Here is a 20,708-nt window from a genome sequence, read left to right as displayed (position 1 = left end):
ACGAGGTCGACTATGCACATTCATATTCTGGGTATCTGCGGTACGTTCATGGGTTCGATGGCGGTTCTGGCCAAAGAGCTGGGCCATCACGTAACAGGCTCCGATGCCAATGTTTATCCACCCATGAGCACGCAGCTACAGGCGCAAGGGATTGAGCTGACGCAAGGCTACGACCCTTCGCAATTCGACCCGGTGCCGGACCTGGTCGTCATCGGCAACGCTATGTCGCGCGGCAACCCGGCGGTGGAATACGTACTGAACAAAGGCTTGCCTTACGTCTCCGGCCCTCAGTGGCTGGCCGACCATGTGCTGCAAGGCCGTTGGGTCCTGGCAGTGGCGGGCACCCACGGCAAGACCACCACCAGCAGCATGCTGGCCTGGGTGCTGGAGCATGCAGGCATGAGCCCGGGCTTCCTGATTGGCGGTGTGCCGCAAAACTTCTCGGTGTCGGCGCGCCTGGGTGAGACACCGTTTTTTGTGATCGAGGCCGATGAGTACGACAGCGCCTTTTTCGACAAGCGCTCCAAGTTCGTCCACTACCGCCCGCGCACGGCGATCCTGAATAACCTTGAGTTCGATCACGCAGATATCTTCCCCGATCTGCCGGCGATTGAGCGGCAGTTCCACCACTTGGTGCGCACCATTCCCAGCGAAGGCCTGGTCATTCATCCCACTACCGAGCCTGCGTTGCAGCGTGTGATCGACATGGGCTGCTGGACCCCGGTGCAAACCACCGGCGCGGGCGGGCAGTGGCAGGCCAGGTTGCTCAGCGATGACGGTTCGCGGTTTGAAGTGCTGTTCGAAGGCCAGGCCCAAGGCATCGTCGATTGGGGCATGACTGGCCAGCACAACGTGGCTAATGCCTTGGTGAGCCTGGCTGCCGCCCGGCATGTTGGCGTGGTGCCGGCCATGGGCATTGCCGCCTTGAGCGCATTCAAGAGTGTGAAGCGGCGCATGGAGAAAGTCGCCGACGTGAATGGGATTACCATTTACGACGACTTTGCCCACCACCCAACCGCAATTGCCACCACCCTGGATGGCCTGCGCAAGCGCGTCGGCGATGCGCAGATCATCGCGATCGTCGAACCGCGTTCCAACTCCATGAAGCTCGGCGCGCACCGTGATGGCCTGCCAGAAAGCGTCAACGATGCCGACCAGGTGGTGTGGTATGCGCCAGCCAACCTCGGCTGGGATTTGCCGGGCATTGCTGCGCTGTGCACCATACCTTCGACAGTTTGCGATTCGCTGGAAGGCATCATTGAGCAGGTGAAGTCCTTGGCCCAGCCCGGCACCCACGTGGTGGTCATGAGCAACGGCGGCTTCGGCGGTCTGCACGGCAAGCTGGCCGAGGCGTTGAAATGAGCGGGCCGGAGCGCATTACCCTGGCGATGACTGGCGCATCCGGTGCGCCCTATGGCCTGCGCCTGCTCGATTGCCTGGTGCGTGAAGACCGTGAGGTGCATTTTCTGATCTCCAAGGCGGCGCAGTTGGTGTTGGCGACCGAGACTGATGTAGCGCTGCCTTCCAAAGTGCAGATGATGCAGGCGTTCCTCACCGAGTACACCGGTGCGGCGGCGGGGCAGATCAAGGTCTACGGCAAAGAAGACTGGATGTCGCCGGTAGCTTCGGGCTCCGGTGCGCCGGCGGCCATGGTGGTGGTGCCATGCTCCACCGGTACCTTGTCGGCGATTGCCACGGGTGCCTGCAACAACCTGATCGAACGGGCGGCGGACGTGACCTTGAAGGAGCGCCGCCAATTGATCCTGGTGCCGCGCGAAGCACCGTATTCGAGCATTCACCTGGAGCACATGCTCAAGTTGTCGAACATGGGCGTGACCATTTTGCCGGCGTCGCCTGGCTTCTATCACCAGCCGCAGACCATCGATGACCTGGTGGACTTTGTGGTGGCGCGCATTCTCAACCTGTTGAACATTCCCCAGGACATGCTGCCGCGTTGGGGTGAGCACCATCTGGGCGGCGATGAATAAAGCGCTGCTGCTGTTGATGGCGCTGCAACTTACCGGCTGCGCCACGGCGCGCACGCTGGATGCGGCGCAACCGGGCGCACCGGTGGTGTATGCCGGCACGCGGCTGGATCTGTATGCGATCAATGGTGGCTGTTGCGCCAAGGACCGCTTTGGCGCCGAGGCGCCGAGCTATCCACAGCTCGACCTGCCGGCCAGTGCGCTGTTCGATACCTTGTTGTTGCCACTGTCGGTGTTGACGGTGCTGGGTGTGGGCTTCAACGCCACGGGCGGGCTGTAAGGCAGTGGCTGCCTGGCGGTCAGCGCATATCTACCTGACGCCCCGCGATCCCAAATGTGGGAGCTGGCTTGCCTGCGATGGCGGCCTGACAGCCGACCAGGATGTTGGATTTGACCGAGTACATATCCGTTATTTAGGTAACGGCTACTTAGGGTTCCGCTCTGACAGCGGCTCACTTTTGAAAAGCGCAAAAGTAAGCAAAACGCTCTTGCCCCACCACTCGGCACCTCGCTTAGGCTCGGTGTGCCCGAACGCAGGCTTGAATCCGTGGGCCGCCGCCACGCGCCATCCATGGCGCGGGGCGGCTAACCCGGCGTCCTGCCGGGTTACCCACGAATTCAAGCCTGCGTTCGGCCAGCGTGGTTTAACGGGGCGCCTGAGATCAAGATCACAAGCAGATCAAGAGCAAGATCAAGAGCGGCTCGCTTCGCATCGTGGTTTGCGTTGAGCGCTACAGAGTTGTGTAGATACCGATGCTGCGATGAGGCCAGTACCAGCCCAGCATCATTACTTGCCGAGCTTGCGCACCTCGTCCGATTCCACCACCCGCACGCCATCCTGTTCTTCCAGCGCCAGGCGCCACATGGCGCGGGCCAGTTCGCAGACTTCAATACCGTGGTACTTGCCCGGAATAAGCCGTGACAAAGGCCCGGCCAACTGCTCGGCCAGGCGCGGTTCCAGTCGTTCGCCCAGCAGCAGCGACGGACGTACGATGGTCAGCTGCGGCCAGTCTTGCGCTTGTAGCGCCAGTTCCATTTCTCCCTTGACCCGGTTGTAGAACACCGAGGATTTCGGGTCGGCGCCAATCGCACTGATCACGATCAGGTGCCGCGCGCCCAGTTCCCGTGCGCGCTTGGCGAAGGCCACCACCATGTCCAGGTCGACCGCACGGAACGCAGCTTCCGAGCCAGCCTTTTTGATTGTGGTGCCCAGGCAGCAGAAGGCGATATCCACGCGGCCGCTCAGTTGCGGCAGGAACACCGCCGGGTCGCCCACCGGGTTTTCCAGGCGTGGATGTTCAGCCAATGGTTTGCGGCTGGGTGCCAGCACGCGGGTCACGGTGGGTTCGTTGAGCAGGCGGTCGAGCAGGTGTTCGCCCGTGAGGCCGGAAGCCCCGGCCAGCAAGATATGCTGCGGTGTCAGGTACATGGTGTTTCCCCCTTGTTACACGTTACAGCTTAGTTGCCTTTGGCTTCCTTGCTATTCATTGAGACGCTTTCGAGCGCCTTTCGTGCCTGCTGTTTACGTAATAATTGCCAATGGGCGATCACGCTTTTAGGCGCCCAGATCTGCGGTTCGGAGGCTTCGAAATTGTCCGCCTGTTCGCGTTCGGCCACGTGCAGTTGTGCCAGTTTGAAGGCGTGTTGCAAATCATCCGTTTGGTTGAAGGCTTGTGCGAAAAGGGCATCGCCGAAGTAGGTGAAGTCTGCTTCTTCCGAGCAGCCGAACGACACGCGGTCTGCACGGGAGGCGGTCATGATCAGGGTGCGCTCATCTTTGAGCGCCGGTATGAAGCCGCCGGAGTAACAGGCGGAGATCACGATGACCTTGTCACGGTTTTTCAGTGGTGCGAGCACGGCCGCCAGTTCATCGGCGGGCAGGTCGGCCAGTTCCATGCGCGGTTGGTCGAGCACCAGTTCATGTTCATGGGTGCCATGGCTGGTCATGTAAATGAACACCAGGTCTTCCGGCCCGGTGCGTTCGGCCAGGGTTTGCACGGAGCGGCGCAGGCTTTCGCGGGTGGCCAGGGGGCGGTCGGCGATATGGTCGCGGTGGTTGACCAGGCGCACTTGCCCGCGCGCGCCGAAGCGGGTAGCGAGCAGGTTGCTGACGTAATCGGCTTCGCGCAGGAACACGCTTTGTTTGCCGTCACCGGCCAGCACCAGAGTGTACAGCTCCACGGCCGGGGTGGACGCGGGCACGGCTGCCAGGGCGTCATCGAGCAAGCGGCCTTGGGCCAGTATGCCGGTCTCCAGTGGGTCGGGCAGCAGCGTGCCCTCGGCGTCGCGCACGCGCAGGCCGTTGACCCAGGTGCCGGACTGCACGGTGCCGTCGGTGAGCACCAGGGTGCCACGGCCTTGATAGTTGTCGCTGTCGAAACCTCCGATATAGAAACTGCCATCGGTGAGGTTCAGACGCCCTTCGCCGGTAAAGCGCCAGTCACTGAACTGGCCGACATAGTGGCTGCCATCGACGCCGATCAGTTCGCCTTTGCCGGTCAGCGCGCCTTCCTTGAACTGGCCGATCCATACATCGCCGTCGGCGTTCTCGTAGCGACCTTTACCGTTGAGCTGGTTCTGCTTGAACTGGCCGACATAGATATCGCCTTCGGCGCTATTAAAAGTGCCATTGCCTTCCAGTTGGCCATCGACAAAGCGGCCGCTGAACTGGTTGCCGCTGTCGTCATTGCGCTGGCCTTCGCCATTGGGCTTGCCGTGGGCGAACTGGCCCTGGTACTGGCTGCCGTCGGCCAGTTCCAGGCGGCCCAGGCCTGAGTACTGGTCGTCCTGGAATTCGCCGCGATAAGTCATCTGCCCCTCTTTGAGGGTGCCTTCGCCGTTGCGTCGACCGTTCTTGAAGCCGCCCACGTAGCTGCTGCCCGAAGTGGTCAGGCTGCCCTGGCCATCAAACAGGCCCTGCTTGAATTCGCCTTTATAGACTTCGCCATTGCTGCCGTGCCATTCGCCCTGGCCGTGCCACTGGCCTTTGTCGAACTGGCCGGCGTACCAGCTGCCATTGGGGTAGTCCACGCGGCCTTGGCCTTGCAGCAAACCGTTGACCACATCGCCACGGTAGCGGCCGCCATCGGGCAGGCGCGCATCGGGCGGCAACAGCGATTCGCCGTCTCCGCAAGCGGTGAGCAACAGGGCAAGGGCAAGGGGAGCGAGTGGGCGCATAGCGGGATCCGGATAATTGAGCGCCGAGTATGCCGTAGCCGGGGTGCCGAACCTAGTGGTCTATGCGCAGGATCCATCACCTGTAGGAGCGGGCTTGCCCGCGAAAAACTCACAGGCGCCGCATTTGTTCAGCCAGCACGCGTTATCGATGACGACCTTCGCGAGCAAGCTCGCTCCTACAGTGGGGGTGTGGTGGTTATACGAAGCACAGTGACAGCGACTCGGCAATGTAAGCCGGCTTCTCCTGGCCTTCGATTTCCAGGGTGGCGGTGGCCTTGAACAGCCATTGGCCCGGCTTCTTCTCGGTGACGTCAGTGAGGGTGACGTTCAGGCGCACCTTGGAATTCACTTTCACCGGCTGGATAAAGCGCACGCTGTCCAGGCCGTAGTTGACGGCCATCTTCAAGCCTTCGGGCATGATCAGGATGTCTTCCATCAGCTTGGGCATCAGCGACAGCGACAGAAACCCGTGGGCGATGGTGCTGCCGAACGGGGTTTGCGCCGCCTTGACCGGGTCGACGTGGATGAACTGATGATCGCCAGTGGCTTCTGCGAACAGGTTGATACGCGCCTGGTCGATGGTGAGCCATTCGGAACGTCCCAGTTCCTTGCCGACGTAATCTTTGAGCTGCGCTACGGGTACATAGGGCATTGCGTCTCTCCTTGGTTCATCATTTTTGCCCATCGGTAACGGGCGTTTTTATCGGTGACAGAGAACCAATGTAGATCATCATGGGCAATCAGCCCGGTCAACCCAAGATGCTTTTGGCGAATGCCGGAGCATAGGGCGGGCATGCTTATAATGCACGCGAGCGTTGAGGGGGAGAGAGCGGGATGCTGTTACGTGGCCTGACCTGGCTGGTGCTGTTTCAATTGATCGGCACCGCGATCAATCATTTGCTGGTGCCGGTGCTGCCGGGGCCGATCATCGGCTTGTTGCTGATGCTGGGCTTTCTGGTCTGGCGGGGTGAAGTCGGCGAGCCCCTGAGCCTGGCGGCCGGCAGCCTGTTGCGTTACCTGCCGCTGCTGCTGGTGCCGCCGGCCGTGGGGGTGATGGTGTACGCCAAGGACATCGTGGCGGATTTCTGGGCCATCGTCGGGGCGTTGGTGTTGTCGCTGGTGATCGCCATGGGCTTTGTCGGTGTGCTGATGCAGCAGATGGTCAAGCGCAAGGAGAAGGACCAATGATCCTCGACTGGCAGGGCGCCTGGACGGCGGTCATTCATCACCCGCTGTTCGGTATCGGTATCACCCTGGGCGCCTATCAATTGGTGCTGGCGGGGTTCGAGAAAACCCGCTGGATCTTCCTGCAGCCGGTGCTGGTGTCGATGTTGCTGGTGATCGGCGTGCTGCTCACCTGCGGCCTGAGCTACGCCGAATACCGCAAGAGCACCGAGATCATGGGCATCCTGCTGGGGCCTGCGACCGTGGCCCTGGCGGTGCCGCTTTATCTGAACCTGCGACGGATTCGCCAATTGTTCTGGCCGATTTTTACTACGCTGGTGGTAGGCGGGGTGTTGGCCACCGGCCTTTGTGTGGCGTTGGGGTGGTGGTTTGGTGCCGAACACAGAGTGTTGATGACCATGGCGCCCAAATCAGTGACCTCGCCGATTGCCATGTTGGTGGCCGAGCAGATCGGCGGCGTGGCGGCCTTGGCAGCGGTGTTTGTGTTGATCACTGGGGTGGTCGGCGCGATGATCGGCCCAGCGCTCTTGACGCGCCTGGGTGTACGCAGCCCCGAAGCGCGCGGCATGGCTTTGGGCATGACCGCCCACGCCGTCGGCACCTCGGTGGCCTTGCAGGAAAGCGAAGAATGCGGCGCCTTCGCGGCGCTGGCCATGAGTTTGATGGGCGTGGCCACGGCGGTGTTCCTGCCGTTGGCGGTGTCGGTCATTGTTTAAACCAGGTTTTAAGGAAGCCGTTATGAGTCTGGCGCTATTCCCCCTCAACACTGTGCTGTTCCCGGGCTGCACCCTCGACTTGCAGATATTCGAGGCGCGCTACCTGGACATGATCGGCCGTTGCATGAAAAAGGGCGAAGGCTTTGGTGTGGTGTGCATCCTGGATGGCTCAGAGGTGGGCATGGCCCCTGACGGTTATGCGCTTGTCGGCTGTGAAGCGCTGATTCGTGACTTCAAACAGCAGGACAACGGCCTGCTGGGCATTCGCGTCGAAGGGGGGCGTCGTTTCCGCGTGCATGAGACCGACGTACAGAAAGACCAATTGCTGGTGGCCGACGTGCAATGGTTGCAAGAGTTGCCGGACCCGCCACTGGGCGAAGAAGACGCCGACTTGCTGGCGTTGCTTGAGGCCCTGGCCGAGCACCCGATGGTGGCTTCGCTGGACATGGGCGGTGACGTCGAAGGCCAGCAAGCCCTGGGCAACCGGTTGGCCTATCTGCTGCCGTTTACCGAGGCCGACAAGATCGACTTGCTGCAACTGGACGACCCACAGCAACGGCTGGATGCGATCCAGATGTTGCTCGATGAACTGCAGGGCGAGCTGTTCACCTGAGGTTCGGATTTGCCTGACAGAGCTTTCAGACTTTGCTCGGTCGTCTCCACTGCGTCGCCTGCACTATTTTCCGATCACACAACAATGATCGGAGATAACCATGATTCGGCTGACACCCTCGGAACAAGTCGCGTGGGACGCTTATTTTGTCAGCGTGACCACGCAATTACTCCAGCAGCAAGCCTCGCGGGGCGCGGAGTACATCGCCGAGCGCGCCGCCGAAGTGGCCGATGAGATGCTGCTGGAGCGCCGCGAACGTTGCGTTGAACGGCGCAGCGCCTCCGTGGACTGGATCGGCCCGGCCAAGGGTCAGTAGGCGTACCTGAGCAGGGCGTGGGGCGTGCCGGTAAAGGCGATAAAACCGAGCACGGCCACCACGGCGGGCAGCACCAGCCACCAGGCTTTTTGCGACATGGCTGGCAATGGGCTGCGGTACTGGATGGCCGTCAGGCTGAACGCACACACGGTCATCGCCAGCAACGTGCCGGCCAGGATGTCCGTCGGCCAGTGGGCGCCCAGGTACACCCGTGACAGGGCAATGAACGCCGCGGGAATGCAGCCCAGCAGCATCCAGGTCAGGCGCAGCCGCGTGGGTTGGCCGCGACCGGCCAATACCGCGAGCGCCAGGAAGAAGGCAAATGCACCGGAGGCATGGCCGCTGGGCATGCTGAAGCTGGTCAGCGGGTCGGTGAGGATTTCCGGGCGGCCACGGGCAAAGAACAGCTTGGTGCCGGTGTTGATCACTGCCGCGCCGGCGAGGGTGGCGCCGACAAACACGGCATGGCGCCATTGCCGTGCCAGCAGCAACAGGCCAGTGAACACGGCGCTGGCGAAAAACATCTTCTTGAACTCGCCCAGTTGGGTGACCCGCACCATCACTTCGTCCAGCCACGGGCTGCGATGTTCCTGCACCAGTGCACTCAGGCCCTGGTCGAAGTCATTGAGGTGGGGGTAGCCGATAAACAGCGCGATCAACAACACCAGGCTGACGCAACCGATCCACAAGGTGGCACGCCGATGCCCACGCCAACTGCTGTTCACACTCAGCCCCAACAGTACCGCAAGGCACGCCGCGATAATCGCCGCTTCCGGCCAGAAGCCTTCCGGCAACGGCAGGCGGAACGCGGCGCCGGCGGCCCAGCCTGGCAGCAGATAGGCCACGGTCCAGCCCGCTGCGGCAATGATGCTCACGGCGGCAAAGCGCGGGAAGGGCATGTCGCACATACCCGCGACCATGGGCAGCATGGGACGCAATGGGCCAATGAAACGTCCGACCAACAGGCTGGCGATCCCGTACTTGTGGAAGTAGGTTTCTGCGCCGTTCATCCATTCAGGATGCTGGCGCAGGCCGGGCAGGCGCCGGATGTTCTGATGGAAATGGCGGCCCAGGTAATAGGAGACGCCGTCGCCCAACAAGCCGCCGAGGAAGCCCAGCAGCAGGGTTTCACTCAACGACAGCGCGCCGCTGCCGGCCAACGCGGCGATTGCAAACAGCAACACCGTGCCTGGCACGATCAGCCCGGCAATCGCCAGGCACTCCACGCACGCGACGATAAACACCGCTGCTGCCAGCCATTGTGGGTTGAGGGTCAACCAGCCGGTGATGCTATCGAGCCATTGGCCCATACAATCCACTCCATGCATACATATTCAAAAACACTGAAGATTCAGTTGTGGGAGCTGGCTTGCCTGCGATGGCGGCGGCATGGCCAGCATTGAAGTTGCCTGACCCACCGCTATCGCAGGCAAGCCAGCTCCCACATGGGATGTGTCGCGGGTTAAATCAAAAAATAATCCCGGCCTTCGACCTGCCCCCGACGCAGCGGGTTCCGCGTGCAATAAGGCGCATAGCCAGCATCGACGAAGCGGTACATCAAGTGCTCATCGCGCCCGCTGGGGATGCCCAGGCGCGTGGTCTGGATAATTTGCGTGGGCACCTGGCCCACGTCTTCGACATACAGCTGTTCCTGGTCGAAGCGCTTGGCATCCCACATCGGCACTTTCAGGCCCAGTGCCTTGCACAGCAGCGTCTGGCCCGCACACAGTTTTTGCGAGGGGCGTGGGCTGCCATCGGGGTTGGGGTTGTTCAACAGCATCTGCGCCAGGCTCGCTGCGCCGGAAACGTCATCGACCCAGGGATAAGCCGATTTGATCAACACGGCATTGCCCGGGCCATGGGCGCTGAAATTCAGCGAATCACCGCCACGGGCGTAGTACATGTAGATATGGCCACCATCCAGAAACAAAGCCTTACGCTTTTCTGTGTAGCCGAGTGAGGCGTGGCTGCCTTTTTCGGCCACGTAATAGGCTTCGGTTTCAATAATTCGCGCCGAAAGCCAGAGATCGCCCACGCGATGGCGAATGACTTTTCCGAGTAATTGGCGCGCAAGCAGTTGCGCGTCGCGGTCGAAGAAGCTATCGGGCAGGGGGCTGGCGGGGAGCTGGGGCGAAAAGTCGGGCATGGCGGTCAAGGGTTGATACGGCTAAATGTGACCGAATCATAACAACTCTCACCTTAATTACGCCTGAACCTGGGGTTTTTACAGTTCATTTCGACCATCCGCCCCTCACCGCTGTCAGTCGGGCGGCGTCACAGCTATAATCTGCCGCTTTCCTCTTTGCCAAGACTCCCTGACCATGACTGAGTCCGTTCTTGACTACATGACCCGCCTGGGTCGCGCTGCCCGGCAGGCCTCGCGGTTGATCGCCCGTGCGAGTACTGCGCAGAAGAACCGTGCGCTGCTGGCGGCTGCCGATGCTCTGGATGCTTCGCGCTCCGAGCTGACTGCCGCCAACGAGCTGGACCTGGCCAATGGGCGCGCTAATGGCCTGGAGCCAGCCCTGCTGGACCGCCTGGCGCTGACCCCGGCGCGTATCGACGACATGATCGAAGGCTTGCGTCAGGTAGCCAAGCTGCCTGACCCCATCGGTGAAATTCGCGACATGCGTTACCTGCCGTCCGGCATTCAGGTAGGCAAGATGCGCGTGCCCCTGGGCGTGATCGGCATCATCTATGAGTCGCGCCCGAACGTGACCATCGACGCCGCGAGCCTGTGCCTGAAGTCGGGCAACGCCACCATCCTGCGTGGCGGCTCCGAGGCGATCAATTCCAACCGCGCCATCGCCGGCTGCATCCAGCAGGGCCTGGCCGTGGCCGAGTTGCCAGCCGAAGTGGTGCAAGTGGTGGAAACCACCGACCGTGCCGCCGTGGGCGCGCTGATCACCATGCCGGAATTCGTCGACGTGATCGTACCGCGAGGTGGCAAGAGCCTGATCGAGCGCGTTAGCCGCGATGCCAAGGTGCCCGTTATCAAGCACCTGGACGGCGTTTGCCATGTGTTCATCGACATTGCCGCCGACCTCGACAAGGCGATCCGCATCGCCGACAACGCCAAGACCCACCGCTACGCGCCGTGCAACACCATGGAAACCCTGCTGGTGCACGCCGGCATTGCCGAGCGCGTGCTGCCGCCGCTGGCTGCCATTTACCGTGACAAGTCGGTAGAGCTGCGCGGTTGCGAGCGCACCCGTGCGTTGCTGGGCGCGGACGTCATCGAGGCGACCGAGCAGGACTGGTACACCGAGTACACGGCCCCGATCCTGTCGATCCGCATCGTCGACGATCTGGACCAGGCCATCGAACACATCAATACCTATGGCTCCAAGCACACTGACTCCATCGTTTCCGAGCATTTCAGCGATGCCCGGCGTTTCCTCAACGAAGTGGATTCCGCTTCGGTGATGGTCAACGCCTCGACGCGTTTTGCCGACGGCTTCGAGTATGGCCTTGGGGCTGAGATCGGTATTTCTACCGACAAGCTCCACGCACGCGGCCCGGTGGGCCTCGAAGGGCTGACCAGTGAGAAGTACGTGGTGTTTGGCGACGGTCATGTGCGCACTTGATGACTAAACGCATCGGGCTGCTCGGCGGTACTTTCGACCCCGTGCACATCGGCCATTTGCGCAGTGCCCTGGAAGTTGCGGATGCCCTTGCGCTGGATGAGCTGCGCCTGCTGCCCAATTTCCGGCCGCCCCACCGCGACACGCCGCAGGTGGCCGCCGAGCAACGCCTGGAAATGGTGCGTGTTGCCGTAGAAGGTATATCGCCGCTGGTGGTGGACGATCGCGAACTCAAGCGCGATAAACCGTCCTACACTATCGACACCCTGGAGCTGATGCGCGCCGAATTGGCTGCAGATGACCCATTGTTTCTGCTTTTGGGCTGGGACGCATTTTGCGGCCTGCCCTCTTGGCACCGCTGGGAGGAACTCCTCCAGCATTGCCACATCCTGGTTTTGCAACGCCCGGATGCCGACAGCGAACCGCCGGATGCCTTGCGCAACCTGCTGGCCGCGCGGTCGGTAAGTGACCCCTTGGCCCTGACCGGGCCGAACGGGAATATTGCATTCGTCTGGCAGACCCCGCTTGCGGTGTCCGCCACCCAGATCCGTCAACTGCTGGCCAGCGGGAAGTCGGTACGTTTCCTGGTGCCTGACGCGGTCCTGGCCTACATCGATGCGCACGGGCTTTACCGTGCGTCGAACTAAAAAGGCGCGCTTGAACGCACGAACCGTGCAGCAAGCGCCCGAACATACGAGCAAAACGAGTTTTATATGACGAACAAAGACGTAAGCAAAGTTAAGCGCAAAGGCACCTTCAAAAGCGCGCCGCTGCCGGTTGAAGCCCACGTTGGCCCGGAACTGGCTGGCGAAGAGCTGGTGAAAGTCGCCGTGGCTGCCCTGGAAGACGTTAAAGCCCAGGACATCCAGGTACTGGACGTGCGCGACAAGCAGAGCATCACCGACTTCATGATCATCGCCACCGGTACCTCCAACCGCCAGATCGGCGCAATGCTGGACAAGGTTCGCGAAGCCGTCAAAGCCCAGGGCGTCAAGCCATTGGGTGAAGAAGGCAAGGGCGACAGCGACTGGGTGCTGTTGGACATGGACGATGTGATCGTTCACATGATGACCTCCAACGCTCGCCAGTTCTACGACCTGGAGCGTCTGTGGAAAGGCGCCGAGCAGAGCCGTGCTGCCGATGGCAAGCACCACAGCCCGGAAGTGGGCCACGCGCACTTCGACAAGCTCAACAAAGACCAGGAATAAGGAACGGCTGTGCGCCTGCGTCTGATCGCTGTTGGTTCACGCATGCCCAAGTGGGTGGAAGAAGGCTGGCACGAATATGCCAAGCGTCTGCCCGCTGAGCTGTCGCTTGAGCTGGTGGAAATACCGCTCAATACCCGGGGCAAGAACGCCGACGTGGCGCGCTTTATCCGTCAGGAAGGCGAAGCCATGCTGGCCAAGGTCGGCCCCAATGAGCGCATCGTCACCCTTGAAGTGCACGGCAAGCCCTGGAGCACCGAGCAACTGGCGGTGGAACTGGATCGCTGGCGCCTGGATTCGCGCACGGTCAATTTCATGGTCGGCGGCCCCGAAGGGCTGGCGCCGGAAGTCTGTGCGCGGGCCGATCAGCGCTGGTCGCTGTCGGCGCTGACGTTGCCGCACCCGTTGGTAAGGATTCTGATCGGTGAACAGCTGTATCGCGCCTGGACAGTTCTGTCCGGGCACCCTTACCACAAATAGTCTGCGCCGCCCCCGATGACCCAACCGATCCGCATCAAGGACCACGAGAAAGACGCACGTCTGGTACGCGCGCGGGTGGTGTTCGGTGCTGTTTTGGTGGTGGTGCTGATGTGCGTGCTGATTGCGCGGCTGTATTTCCTCCAGGTGATCCAGTACGACTATCACTCCACGCTGTCGGAAAACAACCGGGTGCATGTGCAGCCGATTCCGCCGACCCGTGGGCTGATCTTCGACCGCAATGGCGTAGTGGTTGCCGATAACCGGCCCAGCTTCAGCCTGAGCATGACCCGCGAACGTTCCGGCGACTGGAAGCAGGTGCTCGATGTCATCGTCGAGGTGCTGCAACTGACCCCGGAAGACCGGGTGGTTTTCGAGAAACGCATGCGGCAGGGGCGCCGGCCGTTCGAGCCGGTGCCTATTCTGTTCGAGCTGACCGAAGAGCAGATCGCCCGCATTGCGGTGAACCAGTTCCGCCTGCCGGGTGTGGAAGTGGTGGCGCAGTTGGTGCGGCATTACCCGCAAGGGCCGCACTTTGCCCACTCCGTTGGCTACATGGGGCGGATCAACGAGAAAGAGCTGAAAACCCTCGACCCGATCAACTACAGCGGCACCCACCATATTGGCAAAACCGGCATCGAGCGCTTCTATGAGGCCGAGTTGCATGGCCAGGTAGGTAACGAGGAAGTCGAGACCAATGCGCGTGGCCGCGTATTGCGGGTACTCAAGCGCACCGACCCGGTGCCGGGCAAGGACATTGTCCTGAGCCTGGACATCAAGTTGCAGGAAGCTGCCGAGATGGCCTTGGGTGGTCGGCGGGGTGCCGTAGTGGCGCTGGACCCGAAAACCGGCGAAGTGCTGGCGATGGTCAGCCAGCCCAGCTTCGACCCCAACCCGTTCGTGACTGGCATCAGCTTCAAGGCCTACGCCGAGCTGCGTGATTCCATCGACCGGCCCCTATTCAACCGTGTGTTGCGCGGCCTGTACCCACCGGGCTCGACCATCAAGCCGGCGGTAGCGATTGCCGGCCTGGATGCTGGCGTGGTCACGGCTTCAAGCCGGGTGTACGACCCAGGCTATTACATGCTGCCCAACTACGACCACAAGTACCGTAACTGGAACCGCTCCGGTGACGGCTATGTCGACCTGGATACCGCGATCATGCGCTCCAACGACACCTATTTTTACGACCTGGCCCACAAGCTGGGGATTGATCGGCTGTCTGCCTACATGGGTAAGTTCGGCCTCGGTCAGAAAGTCTCCCTGGACATGTTCGAAGAATCCCCCGGCCTGATGCCGTCGCGGGAGTGGAAGCGTGCGACCCGCCGCCAGGCGTGGTTCCCCGGCGAAACCCTGATCCTGGGTATCGGCCAGGGCTATATGCAGGCCACACCGCTGCAACTGGCCCAGGCCACGGCGCTGGTGGCGAACAAAGGCGTGTGGAACCGACCGCACCTGGCCAGGACCATCGAAGGCGAAAAACCGGTGGACGACAATCCGATTCCGGACATCGTGCTGCGTGATCCGTCCGACTGGGCCAAGGTCAACCACGGCATGCAGCAGGTCATGCACGGCGCTCGCGGCACCGCGCGCAAGGCGGCGATCGGCGCGCAGTACCGCATTGCCGGCAAGAGTGGTACGGCCCAGGTGGTCGCGATCAAGCAGGGCGAAAAATATGACCGCTCCAAGGTGCAGGAACGCCACCGCGACCACGCCTTGTTTGTCGGCTTTGCCCCGGCGGAAGACCCGAAAATCGTGGTGGCCGTGATGGTCGAGAACGGCGAGTCCGGCTCCGGCGTCGCGGCCCCCGTGGTGCGCCAGGTGATGGACGCCTGGCTGCTGGCCGACGATGGCCGGCTCAAGCCCGAGTATGGCGGCCCCCCTTCAAGCCCCGAGGTTACGGCCCGTGAAGAGTAATTTTGACCGCATCCTCTCCAGCGAAGATGTGATGCGTCGCCGTGCGACGTTGCTGCAACGCATGCACATTGATGGCCCCTTGCTGATCCTGCTGCTGACCCTGGCGGCCGGCAGCCTGTTCGTGCTGTATTCGGCCAGCGGCAAGAACTGGGACTTGCTGATCAAGCAGGCGTCCTCGTTTGGCCTGGGCCTGCTGTCGATGGTGGTGATCGCTCAATTGGAGCCGCGCTTCATGGCGCGCTGGGTGCCCTTGGGCTATGTCGCCGGCGTGTTGCTGCTGGTGGTGGTGGACGTCATGGGCCACAACGCCATGGGCGCCACACGCTGGATCAACATCCCCGGGGTGATTCGCTTCCAGCCGTCGGAATTCATGAAGATCCTGATGCCGGCCACCATTGCCTGGTACCTGTCCAAGCGCACCTTGCCGCCGCAGCTCAAACACGTGGCGATCAGCCTGATCCTGATCGGCGTGCCTTTCGTGCTGATTGTGCGCCAGCCGGATCTGGGCACTTCGTTGCTGATCCTCGCCGGTGGCGCGTTCGTGCTGTTCATGGGCGGATTGCGCTGGCGCTGGATCCTCAGCGTGCTGGCCGCCGCCGTGCCCGTGGCCGTGGCCATGTGGTTCTTCTTTATGCACGACTACCAGAAGCAACGGATCCTGACGTTCCTCGACCCGGAGAGCGACCCGTTGGGCACCGGCTGGAACATCATCCAGTCCAAGGCGGCCATTGGTTCCGGCGGAGTATTTGGCAAGGGCTGGCTGCTGGGCACCCAGTCCCACCTGGACTTCTTGCCCGAGAGCCATACCGACTTCATCATCGCAGTGATGGGCGAAGAGTTCGGCCTGGTGGGCATTTGCGCGTTGTTGCTGATCTATCTGCTGTTGATTGGTCGCGGCCTGGTGATCACGGCCCAGGCGCAGACGCTGTTCGGCAAATTGCTCGCCGGCAGCCTGACCATGACTTTTTTTGTTTACGTTTTCGTCAACATCGGTATGGTCAGTGGCCTGCTGCCGGTGGTTGGGGTGCCGTTGCCATTCATTAGCTACGGCGGAACTTCGCTGGTGACATTGCTGTCAGCGTTTGGGGTTTTGATGTCGATTCATACGCATCGCAAGTGGATCGCACAGGTTTGAATAAGGTGAAGATGTCAATGCAAGTAATGCGCGGCTGGGCGACTCGGCATGCGACCTGGATGGGCCTGATCGGGCTGCTGGGGGCAACGCAAGAGGCGCAGGCCGGTGACTACGATGGCTCTCCCCAGGTTGCCGAATTTGTCGGTGAGCTGACCCGCGACTACGGTTTTGCCGGTGAGCAACTGATGGGCGTGTTCCGCGAAGCCCAGAAAAAGCAGGCGATCCTCGACGCTATCTCCCGGCCCGCCGAACGCGTAAAGCAGTGGAAGGACTATCGCCCGATGTTCCTCACTGATGCGCGCATCGCCCGTGGCGTGGATTTCTGGCGCCAGCACGAGGCAGTCCTGGCCCGCGCCGAGCAGGAGTACGGCGTGCCAGCCCAGGTGATCGTCTCGATCATCGGCATCGAAACCTTTTACGGTCGCAACACTGGCAGCTACCGGGTGATCGACGCCTTGTCGACCCTGGGCTTCGATTATCCGCCCCGCGCCGAGTTCTTCCGCAAGGAACTGCGCGAATTCCTGTTGCTGGCCCGCGAAGAGCAGGTCGACCCGCTGAGCCTCAAGGGCTCCTACGCCGGGGCGATGGGCTTGCCGCAGTTCATGCCGAGCAGCTTTCGCGCCTATGCGGTGGATTTCGACGGTGACGGGCACATCAATATCTGGAGCAACCCTGACGATGCCATCGGCAGCGTGGCCAGCTACTTCAAGCGCCACGGTTGGGTGGCCGGCGAGCCGGTGGTTGTCCGCGCCGATGTCACGGGCGAGCGCGCCGACGAGGGCCTGACCCAAGGTATCGAACCGGTCAAGACCGTTGGGGAGTTGCGAGCGCTGGGCTGGTCGAGTCAGAATGCGCCACGCGATGACATGCCGGTGACGGCATTCCGCCTGGAAGGCGCAAATGGCCCTGAATACTGGATGGGCCTGAAGAATTTCTACGCAATCACGCGTTATAACCGCAGTGTGATGTACGCCATGGCCGTGCATCAGCTGTCAGATGAGCTGGTTCAAGCACGGGGCAACAAGTAATGCGGGTATCGCCGTTCAAAAAACCGCTCAAGCTGGTGGCGTTCGCCGCGTTGTCCTTGTTGGTAGCCAGTTGTTCCACCACCCCTAACCGTGCGCCGGCCAAGAAAGCGGGCGGTGCGGTGGTCCGCGCCCAACCGGGCCTGGACATCAACCGCGCGCACAAAGACGGCGCGCCGTGGTGGGATGTGGATGTATCGAAGATCCCGGACGCCACGCCGACCCTGCACACTGGCCCGTACAAGGCCAACCCCTATACCGTGCTGGGCAAGAATTACTTCCCGTTGCAGGAATCCAAAACCTACGTGCAGTCGGGCACCGCGTCCTGGTACGGCACCAAGTTCCATGGCCAGAACACCGCCAACGGCGAAGTGTATGACCTGTATGGCATGAGCGCGGCGCACAAGACCCTGCCGCTGCCCAGCTATGTGCGCGTGACCAACCTGGACAACAACCGTACCGTGATCCTGCGGGTCAATGACCGTGGGCCGTTCTATTCGGACCGCATCATCGACTTGTCCTACGCGGCCGCCAAGAAACTCGGTTATGCCGAAACCGGCACTGCACGGGTCAAAGTCGAAGGCATCGACCCGGCGCAGTATTGGGCCCAGCGTGGCAAACCCGCGCCGTTGATGCTCAACGAACCGCCAACCCCGCAACCGCAAGTGACGGCCTCCACCGGCAAGATCGAGCAATGGACGCCGCCACCGGCGCAGCATGCGCCTGATACCGTGGTCGTGCCTCACGCGGCTGCGGGCGCGTCCATGGCCGGTGGGCAATACCTGCAGGTCGGCGCTTTCGCCAACCCGGATGCGGCAGAACTGTTAAGGTCCAAGCTCAGCGGCATGGTCAGCGCGCCGGTCTTCATCAGCTCCATCGTGCGTAACCAGCAAACCTTGCACCGTGTACGCATGGGCCCGATCGGCTCGCCAAGCGAAGTGGCGCAAGTGCAGAACAGCGTGCGCCTGGCCAACCTGGGGCAACCCAGCGTGGTCACCGCAGAATAAGCAGTAACGGTTTGATGGCTCAGGCGCGCCTGCGCGCCTGAACCCTGGTTGTTGGCTCGTTGAACAATAAAAACCCAGGGGCAAGGGGTGAGCGGGCAACCGAACACGTGACAGTCTGGAAGCGGGCTGTCTGAATAGTTTTGCCCGCGAGGGCAAGTTTCCATAAGCAATTTCGAGAGACGGATGAACATCACCACCTTAGCCAAACGTACGTGCCTGCTTATCTCGCTGATCATCACCCCAGCCGCCTGGGCGGTTGAAATGGTGCCGGCCTCCCCGCAACTGGCCGCCAAGTCCTGGGTACTCATGGATGCCGCCAGTGGCAACGTGCTGGTCGAAAACGGTGGTGATGTACGCCTGCCGCCTGCCAGCCTGACCAAGCTGATGACCGCCTACATCGCGACCCTGGAAATCCGTCGCGGCCAGATCGGCGAAAACGACCCGGTGACCGTCAGCGAAAACGCCTGGCGTACCGGTGGTTCGCGGATGTTCATCAAGGTGGGTTCGCAAGTCACTGTGAGCGACCTGCTGCACGGCATCATCATCCAGTCCGGTAACGACGCCAGCGTCGCCCTGGCCGAGCACATCGCCGGCAGCGAAGACGCCTTCGCCGACATGATGAACAAGACCGCCGGCGAGCTGGGCATGACCAACAGCCACTTCATGAACCCGACCGGCCTGCCAAACCCAGAGCACTATTCGTCGGCTCACGACATGGCGATCCTGGCGCGCGCGATCATCCGTGTTGACCCGGTGCACTACGCGATCTACTCCCAGAAGGAGTTCTTCTGGAACAACATCAAGCAGCCTAACCGCAACCTGTTGCTGTGGCGCGACAAGACCGTCGATGGCCTGAAAACCGGCCACACCGACGAAGCCGGCTACTGCATGGTGTCGTCCGCCGTACGTGATGGCCAGCGCCTGATCGCCGTGGTATTCGGCACCAACAGCGAGCAGGCCCGTGCGGCCGAGACGCAAAAACTGCTGACTTACGGCTTCCGCTTCTTCGAAACCCAGACCTTCTACCAGAAGGGTGCTGAACTGGCGACCGCGCCGGTGTGGAAGGGCGCGACTTCGCAAGTCAAGGCCGGCCTGGCCGACGACCTGACCCTGACCATGCCTAAAGGCCAGCTCAAAAAGCTTGCCGCCAGCATGACCCTGAACCCGCAATTGGTTGCGCCAATCGCCAAGGGTGATGTGATCGGTAAGGTTGAAGTCAAGCTGGACGACAAGGTGGTGCACAGCGCCGACCTGATCGCGCTGGACGCTGTCGAGGAGGGTGGTATCTTCCGCCGCGTATGGGATAGCATCCGTCTATTCTTCTACGGCTTGTTCAACTGATTGTGTGCACCTGCAAAGCCCCGCGTTGATCCAACGCGGGGCTTTGCCCGTCGCCACGGCTTAGCGCTTACGAGGCTGTTCTGCCATGACCGATAAAGAAGTAAAAGCGCCAAAAATCGAGTTCCCTGTGACGGATTATCCTATCAAGGTAATCAGCGACACCGGTGTCGGCCGCAAAGACACGATTCTTGAGATCGTGCGTAAACACGCGACGATCAACGATAACCGGGTTGATGAGCGCTCCAGCACCACCGGTAAGTACACGACTATCCAGTTGCACATCGTTGCGACCGGTCAAGACCAGCTCTACGACATCAACAGCGAACTGCGGGCCACCGGCTTCGTGCACATGGTGCTGTGATGTCGCAAACCCTGGGCTTTCGCGAGCTCGGCCGGATGGCCTATGAGCCGGTCTGGCATGCCATGCAGCGCTTTACCAATGAGCGCGGCACCTCGGCCCCGGATGAAATCTGGCTGGTGGAACACCCGCCTGTCTTCACCCAGGGCCAGGCCGGCAAGGCCGAGCACTTGCTGCTGCCGGGTGATATTCCGGTGGTGCAGGTCGACCGAGGTGGCCAAGTGACTTACCATGGGCCCGGTCAACTGGTGGCTTACCTGCTGCTGGACGTGCGCAAGCTGGGGTTTGGCGTGCGCGACCTGGTCAGCCGCATGGAGACGTGCCTGATCGAGCTGTTGGCCAGTTACGGCGTGACCGCCGTGGCCAAGCCCGATGCGCCAGGTGTGTACGTGGATGGCGCGAAAATCGCCTCCCTGGGGCTGCGCATTCGCCACGGTTGTTCCTTTCATGGCCTGGCCTTGAATGTGGACATGGACCTGGCGCCGTTCCGGCGCATCAACCCGTGCGGTTACGCCGGGCTTGCGATGACCCAGTTGAGTGACCATGCAACATCCATTGAATTTGCCGAGGTAAGTGCCCGGCTGCGCGCGCAGCTCGTCAAACACCTCGACTATGCAGAGCAGACGACCCTGACGGGCGGAATCGATTGATATGACTACTGATGTTG

23 protein-coding genes are annotated in these 20,708 nt (G+C 61.7%); 18 read left to right on the top strand and 5 right to left on the bottom strand.

Features of this window, described 5'->3' with window-relative positions; translation table 11 throughout:
• Positions 1-12 precede the first annotated feature (12 nt).
• Genes mpl through PSH76_RS26620 form a run of 3 tightly spaced genes read left to right on the top strand, consistent with a single transcriptional unit; the run spans position 13 to position 2,265 of the window.
• The gene (gene mpl, locus PSH76_RS26630; protein WP_305493187.1) at positions 13-1,362 is read left to right on the top strand and encodes a UDP-N-acetylmuramate:L-alanyl-gamma-D-glutamyl-meso-diaminopimelate ligase; all 1,350 of its coding nucleotides are present in this window, start codon (positions 13-15) and stop codon (positions 1,360-1,362) included.
• Positions 1,359-1,988 (top strand): flavin prenyltransferase UbiX, encoded by a 630-nt coding sequence (gene ubiX / locus PSH76_RS26625; RefSeq protein ID WP_032895136.1) that lies wholly within the window; start codon positions 1,359-1,361, stop codon positions 1,986-1,988. The genes mpl and ubiX overlap by 4 nt, the downstream gene beginning before the upstream one ends.
• Positions 1,981-2,265, top strand: coding sequence for a YceK/YidQ family lipoprotein (locus PSH76_RS26620; protein ID WP_305493186.1), 285 nt, complete (start codon positions 1,981-1,983; stop codon positions 2,263-2,265). Before ubiX ends, PSH76_RS26620 begins: the two co-directional genes overlap by 8 nt.
• 507 nt (positions 2,266-2,772) lie before the next feature.
• Here the strand turns inward: PSH76_RS26620 and PSH76_RS26615 are convergent.
• The 3 genes from PSH76_RS26615 to PSH76_RS26605 form a co-directional block, all read right to left on the bottom strand.
• The gene (locus tag PSH76_RS26615; protein WP_305493185.1) at positions 2,773-3,414 is read right to left on the bottom strand and encodes an oxidoreductase; all 642 of its coding nucleotides are present in this window, start codon (positions 3,412-3,414) and stop codon (positions 2,773-2,775) included.
• A 29-nt stretch (positions 3,415-3,443) separates the two neighbouring features.
• On the bottom strand, positions 3,444-5,162 hold the full coding sequence (locus PSH76_RS26610; protein WP_305493184.1) for a C13 family peptidase: 1,719 nt from the start codon (positions 5,160-5,162) through the stop codon (positions 3,444-3,446).
• Positions 5,163-5,358: 196 nt separating this feature from the next.
• Complete coding sequence (locus PSH76_RS26605; RefSeq protein WP_003194496.1) at positions 5,359-5,814, bottom strand: MaoC family dehydratase; 456 nt, start codon at positions 5,812-5,814, stop codon at positions 5,359-5,361.
• 182 nt (positions 5,815-5,996) lie between these two features.
• Between PSH76_RS26605 and PSH76_RS26600 the strand changes: the two genes are divergently transcribed.
• The 4 genes from PSH76_RS26600 to PSH76_RS26585 all read left to right on the top strand — a co-directional run bounded on the left by PSH76_RS26600 (position 5,997) and on the right by PSH76_RS26585 (position 7,992).
• On the top strand, positions 5,997-6,350 hold the full coding sequence (locus tag PSH76_RS26600; protein WP_003194494.1) for a CidA/LrgA family protein: 354 nt from the start codon (positions 5,997-5,999) through the stop codon (positions 6,348-6,350).
• The gene (locus tag PSH76_RS26595; protein WP_032895141.1) at positions 6,347-7,063 is read left to right on the top strand and encodes an LrgB family protein; all 717 of its coding nucleotides are present in this window, start codon (positions 6,347-6,349) and stop codon (positions 7,061-7,063) included. The genes PSH76_RS26600 and PSH76_RS26595 overlap by 4 nt, the downstream gene beginning before the upstream one ends.
• A gap of 22 nt (positions 7,064-7,085) precedes the next feature.
• Complete coding sequence (locus PSH76_RS26590) at positions 7,086-7,676, top strand: LON peptidase substrate-binding domain-containing protein (protein WP_047711863.1); 591 nt, start codon at positions 7,086-7,088, stop codon at positions 7,674-7,676.
• Positions 7,677-7,776: 100 nt separating this feature from the next.
• The gene (locus tag PSH76_RS26585) at positions 7,777-7,992 is read left to right on the top strand and encodes a hypothetical protein (protein WP_032895144.1); all 216 of its coding nucleotides are present in this window, start codon (positions 7,777-7,779) and stop codon (positions 7,990-7,992) included.
• Here the strand turns inward: PSH76_RS26585 and PSH76_RS26580 are convergent.
• Both PSH76_RS26580 and PSH76_RS26575 read right to left on the bottom strand, forming a co-directional pair.
• The gene (locus PSH76_RS26580; protein ID WP_305493183.1) at positions 7,986-9,302 is read right to left on the bottom strand and encodes a bifunctional DedA family/phosphatase PAP2 family protein; all 1,317 of its coding nucleotides are present in this window, start codon (positions 9,300-9,302) and stop codon (positions 7,986-7,988) included. The two genes, PSH76_RS26585 and PSH76_RS26580, sit on opposite strands and share 7 nt — an antisense overlap.
• 152 nt (positions 9,303-9,454) lie before the next feature.
• Entirely contained in the window at positions 9,455-10,138 is a 684-nt protein-coding gene (locus tag PSH76_RS26575; protein WP_278915578.1) for a DNA-3-methyladenine glycosylase, read from the bottom strand.
• 175 nt (positions 10,139-10,313) lie between these two features.
• Between PSH76_RS26575 and PSH76_RS26570 the strand changes: the two genes are divergently transcribed.
• From PSH76_RS26570 to lipB, 11 genes are all read left to right on the top strand, one after another.
• A complete protein-coding gene (locus tag PSH76_RS26570) occupies positions 10,314-11,579 on the top strand; it encodes a glutamate-5-semialdehyde dehydrogenase (protein WP_305493182.1) in 1,266 nt (421 codons plus the stop codon).
• Positions 11,579-12,223, top strand: coding sequence for a nicotinate-nucleotide adenylyltransferase (gene nadD / locus PSH76_RS26565; protein ID WP_003194480.1), 645 nt, complete (start codon positions 11,579-11,581; stop codon positions 12,221-12,223). Before PSH76_RS26570 ends, nadD begins: the two co-directional genes overlap by 1 nt.
• 66 nt (positions 12,224-12,289) lie before the next feature.
• Positions 12,290-12,784, top strand: coding sequence for a ribosome silencing factor (gene rsfS, locus PSH76_RS26560; RefSeq protein WP_003176298.1), 495 nt, complete (start codon positions 12,290-12,292; stop codon positions 12,782-12,784).
• A gap of 9 nt (positions 12,785-12,793) precedes the next feature.
• Positions 12,794-13,261 (top strand): 23S rRNA (pseudouridine(1915)-N(3))-methyltransferase RlmH, encoded by a 468-nt coding sequence (gene rlmH, locus PSH76_RS26555; RefSeq protein WP_003176297.1) that lies wholly within the window; start codon positions 12,794-12,796, stop codon positions 13,259-13,261.
• Between the two features lie 15 nt (positions 13,262-13,276).
• Positions 13,277-15,175: a penicillin-binding protein 2 gene (gene mrdA / locus PSH76_RS26550; RefSeq protein WP_003194477.1), complete on the top strand. Its 1,899-nt coding sequence runs from the start codon at positions 13,277-13,279 to the stop codon at positions 15,173-15,175.
• Positions 15,176-15,206: 31 nt separating this feature from the next.
• Positions 15,207-16,310 carry a rod shape-determining protein RodA gene (rodA, locus tag PSH76_RS26545; RefSeq protein ID WP_044268991.1) on the top strand — a complete coding sequence of 368 codons (1,104 nt, stop codon included), beginning with the start codon at positions 15,207-15,209 and terminating at the stop codon, positions 16,308-16,310.
• Between the two features lie 17 nt (positions 16,311-16,327).
• On the top strand, positions 16,328-17,338 hold the full coding sequence (gene mltB / locus PSH76_RS26540) for a lytic murein transglycosylase B (RefSeq protein WP_056791934.1): 1,011 nt from the start codon (positions 16,328-16,330) through the stop codon (positions 17,336-17,338).
• Entirely contained in the window at positions 17,338-18,342 is a 1,005-nt protein-coding gene (locus PSH76_RS26535; RefSeq protein ID WP_032895156.1) for a septal ring lytic transglycosylase RlpA family protein, read from the top strand. The genes mltB and PSH76_RS26535 overlap by 1 nt, the downstream gene beginning before the upstream one ends.
• Before the next feature lie 183 nt (positions 18,343-18,525).
• A complete protein-coding gene (locus PSH76_RS26530; RefSeq protein WP_003194468.1) occupies positions 18,526-19,683 on the top strand; it encodes a D-alanyl-D-alanine carboxypeptidase family protein in 1,158 nt (385 codons plus the stop codon).
• Between the two features lie 85 nt (positions 19,684-19,768).
• A complete protein-coding gene (locus tag PSH76_RS26525) occupies positions 19,769-20,044 on the top strand; it encodes a DUF493 domain-containing protein (RefSeq protein ID WP_003194466.1) in 276 nt (91 codons plus the stop codon).
• A complete protein-coding gene (gene lipB, locus PSH76_RS26520) occupies positions 20,044-20,691 on the top strand; it encodes a lipoyl(octanoyl) transferase LipB (RefSeq protein ID WP_032895159.1) in 648 nt (215 codons plus the stop codon). Before PSH76_RS26525 ends, lipB begins: the two co-directional genes overlap by 1 nt.
• Positions 20,692-20,708: the final 17 nt, after the last annotated feature.

It is taken from the genome of Pseudomonas sp. FP215, from assembly GCF_030687795.1.
Taxonomy (GTDB): domain Bacteria; phylum Pseudomonadota; class Gammaproteobacteria; order Pseudomonadales; family Pseudomonadaceae; genus Aquipseudomonas; species Aquipseudomonas salmasensis.
The sequence above is the reverse complement of the archived record's forward strand: the minus strand, read 5'-3'. Positions and strand labels throughout refer to the sequence as shown.